The organism is Acinetobacter sp. YH12069 (assembly GCF_013419675.1).
Classification (GTDB): Bacteria; Pseudomonadota; Gammaproteobacteria; order Pseudomonadales; family Moraxellaceae; genus Acinetobacter; species Acinetobacter amyesii.
Genome location: NZ_VOZS01000004.1, coordinates 23,932 through 39,328 on the forward strand (window position 1 = coordinate 23,932; position 15,397 = coordinate 39,328).

Consider the following 15,397-nt stretch of genomic DNA (forward strand, 5'->3'; position numbering starts at 1 on the left):
TTTGACTAAAAAATATAATTATCTGTTTTATTTCATTTAACAAATCATTTGAATATAAAAATACGAAGAAGGATATTGATAAATATCATGAATTTTGAAATATTTTGATACATACATGATGATAAAACACACTATAATCCTTGCCGTCAATTTCGTTTCACTTAGAAGACGCAATCATGGATGTCCCTCAATTTTCCAAATATAACAACACGTCACTTAAGCTTTTAAGCCTGATGATACTCACCGCGATGGCACCATATAGTGTTGCAGATAGCAATGTATTACCTGAAATCACCATTAACGTTGAACAAAGTTCAATGAATGATCAAATAAAAAAAGCACTGACTAAAGTAAATGGTGCAACCAATGCGATCGTTGCAGCAGACATTCAAGATGTACCCAAGCGAACAAATGCTGATTTATTTAAAAATCAACCGGGGATATACGCGGCATCTTCAGGAAATGAAGGGGTGAAACTGTCGATACGTGGCTCGGGGATCAATCGTGCACCGGGGGCGCATGCTTCAGGGTTGTATGTAACCTTAGATGATTTGCCATTTACAGGGCCAGGAGGAACACCTTATGAACTGCTTGAGCCGCTGTGGGTAGACCATATAGAGGTTTTACGGGGGGCTAATGGTTTAACACGTGGCGCATTAAGCTTGGGTGGTCTAATTAACTATGCCAGCCCAACTGGAAAAAATGCAGCAAAACTGTCAGTGCATCATGAAATGGGTAGCCACGGTTATCAGAAAAGTGAAATCAGCTCAGGACAACAAATCGGTGACTTAGACTATTATGTTTCATTAACGCAAAGTGATGATGATGGTTTTCAAGATCATTCCTCAAGCCAGAGTAAAGGTATATCGGCCAATGTGGGATATCAATTAAATCCTCACCTAGATACACGATTTTATCTGCGTTACCGAGAGACTGAACACCAAACACCGGGACGACTAACCCAACAACAGATTGAACAAGATCCAAAACAAGCATTAGCCCTAAATATCTCGCTGAATAATAATCGTCCGCAGCCGGGAAGTCTTTGGTTGGCGAATAAAACCAATATGACTTTGGACTCGGGCGATCGTTTACAGTTGGGGCTGGCCTATCATCATTATCCGATGGATTTGCAAGAAGGACTTTATAGTACTGATGTTGACTATGATGATATTAGTACCTTATTTAACTACCAATTTGACCGAACGCTATGGGGGCATGAAAGCCAAAATACTTTAGGTTTTCGTAGTACCACGCATTTGCCAGATGGTCAGGTCGTTGAACGCTTGCGTGTAGCGCAAGGCGCCTATGCTGCGGATACAGAAACGCGGCATTATACCTACCAAGGTGGTGACTATGTTTTACATTATGCCAATGCCTTGGCACTACACCCACAGTTTTGGCTCGATAGTCGAGTTGCATTGGCGTACACCCATCGTGAAAGTGAAGTGACATGGCCTGTGCAAAGTCATAAAGAAAATATTCGTGAATGGAATGTCCTGCCATCGCTAGGTTTTCGATATCAAATCCAACCTGAAACACAGCTCTTTGCCAATGTCAGTCGAAGCTTAGAAGCACCACATCCATGGGCTTTAATTTGGGGGTCGGATCAATACTTCCCAGATGGTAGTGGCGCAGCAACGGGACGCCAAAGTGCTCCGATACATTTGAATAGTCAGACAGCGAACACTCTTGAACTAGGTGGGCGTGGTCAACATGCACTGGGTGAGTGGAATATTGCATATTACTATTCACAGGTTAAAAATGAACTATTGGCCGTTGAAATCCAATCAGAGCCTAAAAAGATTATTGCTGAATCAAATGCTTCAGACACCATCCATCAAGGGATTGAAGTCGGTTTAAACAGTTCACTTTGGCAAAATGATACATATGGACAAGTTCAACTAAAACAAGCCTATACCTTGAATGATTTTCACTATAAAAATGATGCGGTATTTGGAAAAAATGAGCTTGCAGGTATACCAAAACACATCTATCAGGCTGAACTGAAATACGAACATCCTTTAGGTTTTTATGCTGCGGTGAATACACTTTATGCCGCAAAGGTCGCAACCGACTATGCCAATAGTGTCTACGCAAAAGATTGGCAAATTTGGGGAGCTTCGTTTGGCTATATGCAACCACAAAAACAATATATGGCGTGGTTGGATTTCAGAAATATAGCCAATAAAAAATATGCATCTACCGTGACACCGGGCTATAACGATGCCGGCAAAGATCCTGCTCGTTTAACACCGGGTGAAGGCCGAGCGGTATATGCAGGACTAACGTATCATTTTAATTAAGCATCTTGTATTCCATACAGCGAACAATTAAAAAGTCTTATTCTGCGGATTTGAATAAAAAAAGGGAGCCAATCAGCTCCCTTTTTTTAAATCTTTGATTAGTTTGTTAAGCAGTTCGAGGCATATCCTGAATACGTCGCCATGGCTGAGCTTCTTCAATTTCATACGCCAGTTCAATCAAGGTTTTTTCATCACCGACATCGGCTGATATTTGCATACTGATCGGTAGTCCGTCGTTTTGCGTTTCTCCCATAGGAATCGACATACCCGGCGCACCCACCACATTTTGGATAGGGGTAAATGTCACATAGTTCTGTATACGCTCAAATAACTGGTCAAACGGTAATTGAGGTGACAAATAGCCGATTTTAGGTGTGGTATGTGCAAGTACCGGCGATAGCAAAACGTCATAATGCTTAAAGATTTCACGATATTGCTGCTGCATTTTCTTTAATCGATACAGAAATAGCGGGGTTTTATAAAAGTTCTTTTTATACAACTTCGATAAACCAACGGTTAAGTGATCTAACTCTTTTGGATTAAAGTCAGCGCCAAAGATTTTCTTGCCAAAGGTACTCAGTAAAAAGGACAACATTCCCCAATATTCACTAAAATCTTCAACAAAGCTTAAGGAAAAAGGTAACTGAAGTTCTTCAACATGATGACCTAATTTTTCTAAGAGTGCTGCGCTATGCATTAAGGTTGCAGTTGTTTCGCTATCTATTTGCCCTGTAATTGATTGTGGGACTAAACCGATGCATAGTCGACGTTTAGAAGGGCCATGAATCATGCCTATGCGTGGCAACTTTTTATTATAATAACTTGACTCCATTCCTGCATAGAAATGCGCAGTATCGCGTATGCTACGGGTTAGGACACCTTCACTGATGATATTAATCGGAAGAGAGCCTGCTGCTTCACTGTCATACGTACGGCCACGGCTAGGCTTTAATCCAATCAAACCGCAGCATGCAGCAGGGATTCGAATCGAACCACCGCCATCATTGGCATGAGCAATCGGCACTACCCCGGCTGCAACGAGAGCTGCGGAGCCGCCTGAAGATGCACCGCAGGAATAACTTAAATGCCAAGGGTTATAGGTGGCTGATCCATCTTTATATTCGGTGCTGGCATTTAGACCAAATTCAGGGAGCTTGGATTTCCCTAATACGACAAAACCTTGATCTAAGATTTGTTGGCTAATTTGAGGATTACGATCGGCTGGTTTTGAACCTATGGCCTTTGAACCATGGCGTGAGGGCAAGCCTTGATAATCTAGATTATCTTTAAAGAAAAAAGGGACGCCCGCAAATAGACCATGTTCAACATATTGATTTTTCTCTAAAGCACGTTGAAAACAGTCCAGTTCAATGGCATTTAGATACGGATTGACTTGTTCCGCACGTGCAATAGCCGCTTGTGTTATTTCCTGTACAGAGGCTTCTTTAGATTTGATGAGCTGTGCAATCCCCACAGCATCTAGATCTGTGAGTACATCCGAACTAAAGGCATGTATGCGTTGACTGTGTTTTTGATCTTCCATGAACTAACCCATTTGTTTTTTGAATTTTGGTAAATGTTGAATGAACTCGGTGTTATCTCAACAACAAATATATGTATTTGAACAATATCTGTTTGAGCATAATAATGACAATAAAAATTGTCAAATATTCATCTGATCTGAGGAAAGTGCAGAGATTGTACTAAGGAGGGCATCTAAAGCCTGTTGAATCTCATCCTTCCATGCAAAGGAACAATTTAAACGGATATATTGAGTTTTGGCTTCTGATACGTTAAATAAACGGCCCGGAGCAACACCGATCTGCTGTTGAATTAAGGCTTCATAGACCGCCATGCTTTCAATATTTTCTGGTAGTTTTAACCAAAGAAAATAACCACTTGGATGATATTGTAATTTGCATCCAGTCGGTAGGCGGCTTTCTAAATAACGGTAAAACTGTAATTTATGTTGCTGTAGACTTTTTCTTAAGACCCGTAAATGTTTTTCATAATGATAATTTGAAATAAATTCCACCAAGGCATTTTGCAATAAGGTATTGACGGAAATCGTGCTCATGAGTTGTAAGTGTTGAATCGCTTGAGAGTATTTACCGGCGTGTACCCAACCCACTCGAAATGCAGCGCCCAACGTTTTAGAAAAAGATGAGCAATGTAAGACCATATTATTTTGGTCAAAATATTTCATTGATACGGGTTTCTTAGACGCATAATGCATTTCTTCATACACATCGTCCTCAATTAAATGCACATGATATTGGTGTAAGAGCACGGCAATTTTTTGCTTGATTTCATCACTCACTGTGAAGCCCACAGGATTATGTGAATTTAGCATCAGCCAACAGATCTTGACGGGATAAGTTTTTAAAATATGTTCAAACGCGGTTAAATCAAAACCGTCTTGTGGATGTTCAGGTAAGGTCACCACTTTAAGGCCTAAGCGCTCTGCAGCTTGCAAGGCGCCATAGAAAATATTTTGCTGTAACACAATATAGTCACCCGGTGAGGCTATGGCCTGTAAGGAAAGATTCAGTGCATCCATACAGCCTGAGGTAATCACAATATCCTCGGGATCTGTGGCAATGCCTTGCATGCAATAACGCTGTGCAATCAACTTACGTAGGGCTAAATTTCCGGGTGGAAGATTATCAATGGCATCGTAACTTTTGGGATTTCGGGAAATTTGCCCCATGATTTGGGTTAACTTTTTAGAAAAAACAATATCTTGAGCTGGAAAGGCTGAACCCAATGGAATGATTTTTTCATCTTGTATTGATTTTAAATACTTAAAGACCAGAGAGTTAATTTCAACCGGTGTGTTTAAGGACACGATTTGAGTTTGTTCAGCTTCTATTTCGAGTAAGCCTTGCGCCACATAGTAGCCAGATTTTTCACGTGCATAGATTAAGCCACGCGATTCTAACTCCTGATAAGCATTCATGACCGTGATTAAACTAAAGCCAGACAACTGCACTTGTTCACGCAAAGACGGGAGCTTTTCGTGCGCTTTTAAAGTGCCATTTTCAATCAGTTGACGTAGGTGCTGAGCAAGCTGTTCCGATTTATACATAGTCATCAACAAGACAAAATTCTGTTATAAATATATCAGTAAAATTAATTGTGCATTATATTTTTATAACAGATGAGTCTGTACTGTTATATGTTTTTTCAAAATCACTGTATCTAGTTTTAAGCTTGAATTTTTTATAAGGTGCATAGACCACAACACTTGTGGCGTCAAATGGTATGGAAGTTAGGGAGTTGAGTATGTTTAAAGCCAGTGAATTAGAACTGTTACAACATTTACTGGTGGATGTTCCATTGACAGATTCAACGCTGCATCTGTTGCAACAACAGCATACAAATTTAGAAGCGGTGCTTTTACGCAGTCGAATTTTGCGTCAAGTACAGCAAGTGGGCTATGTCAGTATTTGTCAGGAGCATATGCACGCCAAGGCTGAAAATGCGGCTTTCTTATTTGCACCCTTTATCTTAGCGAATTTGAATCAGAAGGTGATCTACGCTACACCGCAAAGCCCTGAAAATGTTGCGATATTAAATCGTTATTATCAAGCGGAGGCTAAACTTAGCGCATTTAAAGTTGATGATGTTTTATCGGGACTCAATGTCTACATTGAGCTACATAATGAACAACTATCGCCAGCAGAATACTTCTATTTTAGTTTGATCAATAGCTTATGTAATCCGAAAGTTTCCAAAATTATTTGTATTACACATCTACATATCGACTTAGAAAAATTAAATCAGCTTGCTGAATATTTAGATGTTGAAATCCATGTCTTGGCGGATAAAGCTGAACCGATTGACTTTGATCTAAATAAAATCAATATGTTAAAGCTGCTATTTAAAGACAAAGATCAGCAATATATCGATTTATGCCAAAAGTTTTCGTTTATTAACGCCAAAATTTTACAACGATTAGGTTTATATGAATTTGACCGTGCGCAAGTCTTGGTAGAAGACATGTTTTATTCAGAGCATATCTTTGAAAAAATGTCGGTCTACGGTGAATACATTCAAACGCATCTTCAGCACCAAGTTAAAAAACAGAGTCCTGCATAAGTGATTCAGATGAGTAAGTAATTTTATAACTGTGAATTGATTACTTTAAAATGCAAAAAGCTTGTAAATCTAGACTTACAAGCTTTTTTAAAATTCAAATTTAAACCAAATTATTTGGCTTAATGATCAATTCATTATGAGCTGATCATGAGCGAACATGAAATGTAAGATATACATGCAATAGCAAGTTGCAATAAGCGAATAGATTATCGCTTAAGGTAGATAGGAATTATCTGCACCAACGACAAACGCTACACCAATACAGAATAAAAGCACATAGATCGAGAACCAAATAATGGCACGTTTAAAGGCCTTATCTGAAATTTCACTGTCTGCATATTTTTGCGGTTTTTTAGGCTCTTGATTGCTCATAAGATGTACTCTAAATCCCTAGTGGTTATAGGTGATTATTGGGGTATATCACTTGAAAGCATAGATACAACATTCATCTAAATTTCTATAACAGTTATAGTTTGGAAGGTAGCTTCATTTCTTAATCCATTAATAAACTATGATATTGGTCGGTTCTTTTTCTCAAAAAGTCCCAAACCAGTTTAATACGCGGCTCATGCTGTAAATCAACTAAGGTTAGCATCCAAAAGGTATGCACAAAACGAACATCTTGCGCCAAGACTTGTTCTAATTCGGGTTTTTCCTCGGCCAAAAACTTGGGCAATATTGCCAATCCTGCACCCGCACTCACGGCAATTTGTTGCGCCAAAATACTACTACTTCTAAAGTTGGCATTGAGCTGAATAGGTAAGCGCTCTAAACAATACAGTTCAGGGCTATAGACCAAATCATCTATATAATTCACAAAAATGTGTGATTTTAAATCTTCTAAGGTATGAATGGGTTGCGTGTTTTTTAGGTATTCCTTACTGCCATAAATTTTTAAACAATAGTCTGCCAATCGAGTAATGATATAAGGGCCTGATTTCGGTCGATCGATGGAAATAACAATATCTGCTTCACGATGTGAAAGCTTGATCATTTTCGGGACAGGAATAAGGTCGATAGTCAGCAAGGGGTATTTTTTGGACAATTCTGCCAAGAGCTGTGTCAAAAATGCTGTTCCAAACCCTTCGGGTGTGCCAATTCGCACACGACCTTGCATAGGTTGGTTGGGTTTTTCGATTTGTAAAAAGGCCTGTTCCATTTGTTCAACGCGAGGAACCAGTGCCAAACCTTCTAAAGTGAGCTCATAACCTGTGGCTTCACGTTTAAATAATGGTGTGCCTAAAGCCAGTTCTAGCGCATGTATGCGTCGAGAAACTGTACTGTGCTCAACACCGATAATACGTGCGGTATTGGTTAGGGTTTTCGCACGAGCCAAAACCAAAAAATACTGTAAATGATCCCAATCTACTTTCATTGTTATTGTCATCCCTGTGCATATTTGCACATCAATCGTGCGTGAATCTCTATTGGTAGTCAAAATTTTCTTTGCTAGTTTGAAGTGAATTGGAAAATATAAATATAAGGCTTTTGGATATTTTCTAAGTCAGTACAAAACAATAAGTGCCTATGGAGAGGTCATGAACACAATGTCAAATATTCAGTCAGCAACGGCTAAATTATTAATTAACGGTAAATTTGTAGAGTCAAATACTACAGAGTGGCAAGACATTCTAAATCCTGCAACTCAAGAGGTTTTGGGTCGTGTGCCAATGGCGACTATGGAAGAAGTGGATGCAGCAATTGCTTCAGCGCAAGAGGCTTTTAAAACTTGGCGCTTAACACCTGTTCAAGCACGTATGCGCATTATGCTGAAGCTACAAGATCTCATCCGTAGCAATATGAAAGAGATTGCCCGTGTACTGACTGCTGAGCAAGGAAAGACACTTGCAGATGCTGAAGGTGATATTCAACGTGGTTTAGAAGTCGTTGAGCATGCGTGTTCGGTTGGCACACTTCAAATGGGCGAATATATAGAAGGTGTTGCACGTGGTGTGGATACCTATACCTTGCAGCAACCTTTGGGTGTATGTGCAGGAATTACGCCATTTAACTTTCCTGCGATGATTCCGCTGTGGATGTTCCCAATGGCCATTGTCAGTGGAAATACCTTTGTTTTAAAGCCATCTGAACAAGATCCATTATCGACCATGATGCTTGTCGAACTTGCGATTGAAGCCGGTATTCCAGCAGGCGTATTGAACGTAGTGCATGGTGGTAAAGACGTTGTTGATCGTTTATGTACACATCAAGCTATTAAGGCCATTTCATTTGTAGGCTCTACAGCCGTTGGTACACATGTATATAACCTTGCAGGACAGCATAGAAAACGTGTGCAGTCGATGATGGGGGCCAAAAACCATGTCGTGGTAATGCCGGATGCCAATAAAGAACAAACTTTAAATGCCCTCGTTGGTGCAGCATTCGGTGCGGCAGGTCAGCGTTGTATGGCTTTGTCGGTTGCTGTCATGGTTGGTGAAAGTAAAGAATGGGTCAATGAACTGGTTGAAAAAGCCAAAACGCTGAAGGTCAATGCAGGGCATGAGCCGAATACCGATATTGGCCCAGTTATTTCACCTCGCGCAAAAGCACGTGTACTGGATTTAATTCAAAGCGGTGTAGAACAAGGCGCAGAACTGTTGCTGGATGGTCGTGATGTTCAAGTCATTGGCTATGAGCAAGGAAACTTTGTCGGAGCAACGATTTTTAATCAAGTTTCAACCGATATGCGCATCTATACCGAAGAGATCTTTGGACCCGTATTAGCCATTATTCATGTTGATACTTTAGAGCAGGCGATTGAATTGATTAATGCTAATCCATTCGGCAACGGTGTTGGACTGTTTACACAAAGTGGTGCAGTTGCTCGTAAATTCCAAAGCGATATCGATATTGGTCAAGTGGGTATCAACATTCCAATTCCTGTACCTGTACCTTTCTTTAGCTTTACAGGATCGCGTGGTTCAAAACTGGGTGACTTAGGTCCATATGGTAAGCAAGCAGTTCAGTTCTATACACAAACCAAAACCATCACCAGTCGTTGGTTCGAAGATACACAAGAAAAAGGTGAAGTGAATACCACCATTAACCTACGTTAATTTAGGAGTTCAAGGATGAATATTGCCTTTATCGGTTTAGGAAACATGGGCGGAAAAATGGCTCAAAACCTACTCAAAGCAGGTTTTACGGTTTACGGTTTCGACTTAAGCGAAATTGCGATTCAGCATTTTACTGAAGCAGGTGGCATCGTTTGCCAAAGCCCACAAGATGCCGCGAAACAAGCAGATGTCGTGATTAGCATGTTGCCTGCTGCCAAGCATGTCAAAGAGGTGTACTTGGGAGAAAATGGTGTATTGGCGGTAATGAAAGCAGGAAGCTTATGTATCGATAGCAGTACCATTGATCCGCAAACCATTAAGGACATAGCCGAGGCGGGTGCTGCACATCAGATAAAAATCTGTGATGCACCTGTTTCAGGCGGAACTATTGGTGCTCAGGCAGGTACATTAACCTTTATGGTCGGTTCGGATGATCAAACCTTTGAAAAAACCAAAGCGGTATTGGGCCACATGGGTAAAAACATTGTGCATTGTGGTGATGTGGGTGCAGGTCAAATTGCGAAAATTTGCAATAACTTGATTCTTGGTATTTCCATGGCAGCCGTTGCTGAAGGTATGGCGCTCGGTGCGCGTCTAGGGATTGATCCTCAAGCCTTAGCAGGTGTGGTGAATAGTTCGAGCGGACGTTGCTGGAGTTCGGATGTATGTAATCCATGGCCGGGTATCTCAGCAAATGCACCTGCGGGACGTGGCTATACCGATGGTTTTGCAACGCAGTTGATGTTGAAAGATTTGGGACTGGCTGTAGAAGCCGCAGGACAAGTCAAACAGCCGATTATTTTAGGCGGACTGGTTCAGCAGATGTATCAACAGCTGTGTTTACAAGGTAATGCACACTTAGATTTTTCAAGCATCGTGCAGCAATATTTACCTAAGGATGCTGAATAATCGCATTGAACACCAATCAGGCCTAGGGATGGCTAACAATACAAACACTCGTGTCGGAATAACAATAAATTGAGACTGAGGTAGAGAAGATGTCGAATTATCAAGATGTTGCTAAGGCATTTGACTTAAATCATGCTGCCAAAGAAATGTTATCAGGCTCTTTAGAGCAATTAAATGCATGCTATGAATGCTGTGACCGTTATGCGATTGATCAAGATAAGATCGCACTGTATTGGCAAGGTAAAGATGGGCGGAAAGAACAATATACCTTTGCAGAGCTACAACAGTGGTCGAGCCAATTTGCCAATTTTTTAAAGTCACAGGGTGTGCAAAAAGGTGATCGTGTATCGGGTTTATTACCTCGTACAGTTGAATTACTTGTGGTGATTTTAGGGGCTTGGCGAATAGGTGCTGTATATCAACCGCTGTTTACCGCCTTTGGCCCCAAAGCCATTGAACATCGTTTACACCTTGCACAAAGCAAATTGGTGATTAGCGATGTTGGTAATCGCAGTAAATTAGATGAAGTTGTACATTGTCCCCAAATCGTTACTGTTGCAGATCTAGCGGGTCAAGGGATTCAACAGGGAGATTTAAACTTTTGGGATGAAGTAAACGCACAGTCTACAGATTGTGAAATTGTCCTACAGAGCATCAATGATCCATTTCTTTTGATGTTTACTTCAGGTACTACAGGTCCTGCAAAGCCCTTAGAAGTCCCGCTTAAAGCTTTGATCGCTTTTGGTCAATATATGAAAAATGCGGTAGGACTGCGTGAAGATGATTCGTTTTGGAATATTGCCGATCCGGGTTGGGCTTATGGTTTGTATTACGGAATTACTGGGCCACTTTTACTTGGACATGCAACACTCTTTTACGAAGGTGGTTTTAGCATTGATAGTTTGTGTCAGATCGTAGATGACTACAAAGTGACGAACCTTGCAGGCGCACCGACAGCGTATCGGATGATGATGGCAGCTGATCCTGAACAAATGGCAAAACTCAAAGGGAAATTTCGAGTCGTCAGTAGCGCTGGTGAGCCGCTTAACCCTGAAGTGTTCCGCTGGTTTAAACAAGTTTTAGATGCACCGATCTTTGACCATTATGGTCAGACTGAAGTTGGTATGGTGGTGTGTAATCATCATGGCTTACAACATGATATTCGCGCAGGTGTCGCAGGTTATGCCAGTCCAGGATATCGCGTGGCGGTTGTTGATGAACAAGGGCAAGAGCTAGCTGCAGGAACGCCAGGAGTACTGGCTGTTGATATCAGTCAATCACCGATGATGTGGTTTGGTGGCTATAAAGAAAGTCGTAAGTCACCCTTTGTAAAGCATTATTACCTCACGGGTGATACCGCAGAATTACACGCAGATGGCAGTATGAGCTTCGTTGGTCGTAATGATGATGTGATTACAACATCCGGTTACCGTATCGGGCCATTCGATGTAGAAAGCGCTTTACTTGAGCATGATGCAGTGATTGAAGCTGCGGTCATTGGTGTGCCTGATCCAGATCGGACAGAAATCGTAAAAGCTTTTGTAATTTTAGCTGAGCATGTCACAGCGTCCGAAGAATTAGCAGAGCAGCTAGGGCAATTTGTGAAAAAGCGCCTATCTGCACATGCTTATCCACGATTGGTGGAGTTTGTTCAAGAACTGCCGAAAACCCCAAGTGGAAAAATTCAGCGTTTCTTATTAAGAAATCAAGAGATTGCGAAACAATCCACGCAGCATGCAAGTTAAATGACGTAACGATTAACTCTAAATGAATGCCGAACAATCAGGATCAAAATCAAGCTTTCATTCAGTTCTAATCATTTTCAAACTGGATGGAAGCATTTGATTGATGTACAGGAAGATAAGATGCAATTTACCGAAGAACAATTATTAATTCAGGACATGGCACGCAGTTTCGCACAGGAACAAATTAAACCTCAAGCAGCTGAATGGGATAAACACGGTACCTTTCCCAAAGCGGCTTTAGCGCAGATGGGAGAACTGGGTTTATTGGGTATGTTGGTATCAGATGAATGGGGTGGTTCAGATACAGGTAATCTTGCCTATGTTATGGCTTTAGAAGAGATTGCAGCGGCAGATGGGGCAACCTCAACCATTATGAGTGTACATAACTCGGTAGGCTGTGTTCCTATTGCTAAATTTGGCACAGAAGAACAAAAGCAGAAATATTTAGTGCCTTTAGCACAAGGCAAAATGATCGGGGCATTTGCATTAACTGAGCCGCATACGGGTTCAGATGCTGCTGCCATTAAAACTCGTGCAGTCAAAGATGGTAATGAATGGGTGATTAATGGTGCTAAGCAGTTTATTACCTCTGGACATAATGCAGGGGTCATTATTGTCTTTGCTGTGACTGACCCAAGTGCAGGGAAAAAAGGCATGAGTGCTTTTATTGTCCCTCGTGAAACAGCTGGCTATGAAGTGATTCGTACTGAAGAAAAGCTTGGATTACATGCCTCAGATACCTGCCAAATCGCACTCACAGACGTGCGTGTGCATGAAAGCCTGATGTTAGGAAAAGAAGGTGAAGGTTTGAAAATCGCCTTATCAAATCTAGAAGGCGGTCGTATTGGTATAGCGGCGCAAGCAGTTGGTCTTGCACGAGCAGCATTAGAAGAAGCAACGCGATATGCCAAAGAGCGTATTACTTTTGGAAAGCCGATCTTTGAACATCAGGCAGTTGCGTTCCGATTGGCAAGTATGGCAACAGAAATAGAAGCCGCACGCCAATTGGTCTATCACGCGGCACGTTTAAAAGAAGCAGGGCAACCTTGCTTAAATGAAGCGTCTATGGCCAAGCTTTTTTCGTCTGAAATGGCTGAGCGTGTTTGCTCCGCAGCATTACAAGTCTTTGGTGGTTATGGCTATCTCAAAGATTTCCCGATAGAACGTATATATCGTGATGCGCGTATTTGCCAAATCTATGAAGGTACGAGTGATATTCAACGTTTAGTAATTGCCCGTAGCTTATAACGTCTTTAAGACATTTAAAACGACAAGGCTTCAGATATGAAGCCTACTCATGAATATTGAACATATATAGGGATCTCACATGCAATTTGAAACGATTCTGCTTGAAAAGAACAATGGTGTTGGACTCATTATTTTAAATCGTCCTCAGGCCTTAAATGCGTTGAATAGCACAATAATTAAAGACCTTAATTTGGCCTTAGATGATTTAGATCGAGATCCAGCCATCGGTTGTATGGTTATTACAGGTTCTGAAAAAGCCTTTGCCGCTGGTGCAGATATTAAAGAAATGGCTGAACTGAGTTTTCCAAATATTTATTTGGATGATTTTTTTCATCTGGCAGATCGAATTGCACAGCGCCGTAAACCTTTAATCGCCGCTGTTAGTGGTTATGCGTTAGGTGGAGGCTGTGAGTTAGCGCTCATGTGTGACTTTATTTACTGTGCCGACAATGCAAAATTCGGTTTACCAGAAGTGACTTTGGGAGTAATCCCAGGGATAGGTGGGACACAGCGCTTAACGCTTGCTATTGGTAAGGCCAAAGCCATGGAAATGTGTCTGACTGCGAGACAAATGGGCGCAGTAGAAGCAGAGCAGAGCGGTTTAGTTGCTCAAGTCTTCCCTAAAGAGGAGTTAGTCGAAAAGACCTTAAAAGCTGCTGAAAAAATAGCCGAAAAATCTGTAGTCGCAACCATAATGATCAAAGAGTCAATTAACCGTGCATTTGAAGTGAGTTTGCAAGAAGGTTTACGCTTTGAACGTAGAACATTCCATTCGATTTTTGCAACTCAAGACCAAAAAGAAGGCATGCAAGCATTTGTTGAAAAGCGCCAAGCCAATTTTAAAAACAATTAAAAATAAAAAAAGGATAATACGGATATGAGTACAAATAACTTAATGATTGAAGAACATGGACATTTAGGCCAAATCAGTTTAGATCGCGTGGCAAGTTTAAATGCCTTGTCTTTGGAAATGATTCAAGGGATTCAACAGCAATTAGCACTATGGGCTGATCAAACTAATATTCATGCTGTACTTATTCGCTCAAATAGTCCTAAAGCATTTTGTGCAGGTGGCGATATTCGTTATCTCTATGATAGTTATATGAATGGTAAAGAAGATCATCAAGCTTATTTTCAAGCTGAGTATGAAATGCTGAATACCATTCGTGCGTATGAAAAACCCATTATTGTCATACTTGATGGCTATGTACTTGGCGGTGGATTTGGCTTGGCCCAAGCATGTCATGTGCTTATCAGCAGCGAAAAATCTAGATTTGCCATGCCTGAAACTGCCATTGGATTTTTCCCAGATGTGGCTGCGACACACTTTTTATCACGTTTAGATGATATTGGTGTGTACATGGCAACTACAGGCGATCAAATCAGTGCCAGCGATGCGTTGTATCTAGATTTGATTGACTACCATGTTCCGAGTGAGCAACTTGTTCAATTAGAAGAAGAATTAAGAAATTCCAAGCAACTAAGCAAGGAAAATATTGAACAATTGATTGCGAAATATATTACTCGACCAGCGGAAAGTGAACTTAGTCAAAATGCAGATTTAATTCGTAAGCATTTTGGTTTTGAGAGCATTGATGCCATTGAAAATAGTCTTGAAAATGAACAGCATAATGATGCTCAAGTGTGGGCGCTAAAAATACGCAATACCTTGGAACAACGATCTCCAATCGCGAAAAGAATCAGTTTACAACTCCAGCATTTAGGTCGTGGTCTTTCACTGAAGCAATGCATGCAAATTGAACGACATTTACAAGACGTTTGGTTTCAACATGGCGATATTGTCGAAGGTGTGCGCGCATTAATTGTGGATAAAGACAAACAGCCAAAGTGGCAACAGTCTAGTCCGACCTTAGATAAAATAATGGAGGAAATATCTATTTAATCAGTAATTTAAAAACATTCACGGTTCAAACACTTGGGTAATATTCATATTCAATTTCTTATTCAATATGAACAAGTGACTCAGCGTAAATTAAACAGATATAAGATCTAAAAATATTGATTTTCATGA

At 40.8% G+C, this 15,397-nt stretch carries 12 protein-coding genes; 8 read left to right on the forward strand and 4 right to left on the reverse strand.

Annotation, left to right across the window (positions count from 1 at the left end):
• Nucleotides 1-248: 248 nt before the first annotated feature.
• On the forward strand, nucleotides 249-2,306 hold the full coding sequence (locus tag FTU16_RS02930) for a TonB-dependent receptor domain-containing protein (RefSeq protein ID WP_257227081.1): 2,058 nt from the start codon (nucleotides 249-251) through the stop codon (nucleotides 2,304-2,306).
• A 106-nt stretch (nucleotides 2,307-2,412) separates the two neighbouring features.
• Here FTU16_RS02930 and FTU16_RS02935 read toward each other — a convergent pair whose 3' ends face one another.
• Nucleotides 2,413-3,849, reverse strand: coding sequence for an amidase (locus FTU16_RS02935; protein WP_180162660.1), 1,437 nt, complete (start codon nucleotides 3,847-3,849; stop codon nucleotides 2,413-2,415).
• Nucleotides 3,850-3,969: 120 nt separating this feature from the next.
• Nucleotides 3,970-5,394: a PLP-dependent aminotransferase family protein gene (locus FTU16_RS02940; RefSeq protein ID WP_180162744.1), complete on the reverse strand. Its 1,425-nt coding sequence runs from the start codon at nucleotides 5,392-5,394 to the stop codon at nucleotides 3,970-3,972.
• A gap of 197 nt (nucleotides 5,395-5,591) precedes the next feature.
• Between FTU16_RS02940 and FTU16_RS02945 the strand changes: the two genes are divergently transcribed.
• A complete protein-coding gene (locus FTU16_RS02945; RefSeq protein ID WP_180162661.1) occupies nucleotides 5,592-6,407 on the forward strand; it encodes a hypothetical protein in 816 nt (271 codons plus the stop codon).
• Nucleotides 6,408-6,620: 213 nt separating this feature from the next.
• Here the strand turns inward: FTU16_RS02945 and FTU16_RS02950 are convergent, their stop codons facing one another.
• Together FTU16_RS02950 and FTU16_RS02955 are read right to left on the reverse strand one after the other, a co-directional pair.
• A complete protein-coding gene (locus tag FTU16_RS02950) occupies nucleotides 6,621-6,779 on the reverse strand; it encodes a hypothetical protein (RefSeq protein WP_168379604.1) in 159 nt (52 codons plus the stop codon).
• A 121-nt stretch (nucleotides 6,780-6,900) separates the two neighbouring features.
• Complete coding sequence (locus FTU16_RS02955; RefSeq protein ID WP_218955614.1) at nucleotides 6,901-7,782, reverse strand: LysR family transcriptional regulator; 882 nt, start codon at nucleotides 7,780-7,782, stop codon at nucleotides 6,901-6,903.
• 163 nt (nucleotides 7,783-7,945) lie between these two features.
• On the opposite strand from FTU16_RS02955, the gene FTU16_RS02960 reads away from it, so the two are divergent.
• The 6 genes from FTU16_RS02960 (at nucleotide 7,946) to FTU16_RS02985 (ending at nucleotide 15,268) form a co-directional block, all read left to right on the forward strand.
• The gene (locus tag FTU16_RS02960) at nucleotides 7,946-9,463 is read left to right on the forward strand and encodes a CoA-acylating methylmalonate-semialdehyde dehydrogenase (RefSeq protein ID WP_180162663.1); all 1,518 of its coding nucleotides are present in this window, start codon (nucleotides 7,946-7,948) and stop codon (nucleotides 9,461-9,463) included.
• A gap of 15 nt (nucleotides 9,464-9,478) precedes the next feature.
• Nucleotides 9,479-10,372, forward strand: coding sequence for a 3-hydroxyisobutyrate dehydrogenase (gene mmsB / locus FTU16_RS02965; protein WP_180114644.1), 894 nt, complete (start codon nucleotides 9,479-9,481; stop codon nucleotides 10,370-10,372).
• A gap of 89 nt (nucleotides 10,373-10,461) precedes the next feature.
• On the forward strand, nucleotides 10,462-12,117 hold the full coding sequence (locus FTU16_RS02970) for an AMP-binding protein (RefSeq protein ID WP_180162664.1): 1,656 nt from the start codon (nucleotides 10,462-10,464) through the stop codon (nucleotides 12,115-12,117).
• A 120-nt stretch (nucleotides 12,118-12,237) separates the two neighbouring features.
• Complete coding sequence (locus FTU16_RS02975) at nucleotides 12,238-13,365, forward strand: acyl-CoA dehydrogenase family protein (RefSeq protein ID WP_180162665.1); 1,128 nt, start codon at nucleotides 12,238-12,240, stop codon at nucleotides 13,363-13,365.
• 79 nt (nucleotides 13,366-13,444) lie between these two features.
• The gene (locus tag FTU16_RS02980; RefSeq protein ID WP_180162666.1) at nucleotides 13,445-14,218 is read left to right on the forward strand and encodes an enoyl-CoA hydratase; all 774 of its coding nucleotides are present in this window, start codon (nucleotides 13,445-13,447) and stop codon (nucleotides 14,216-14,218) included.
• A 24-nt stretch (nucleotides 14,219-14,242) separates the two neighbouring features.
• Entirely contained in the window at nucleotides 14,243-15,268 is a 1,026-nt protein-coding gene (locus tag FTU16_RS02985; protein WP_180054714.1) for an enoyl-CoA hydratase/isomerase family protein, read from the forward strand.
• Nucleotides 15,269-15,397: the final 129 nt, after the last annotated feature.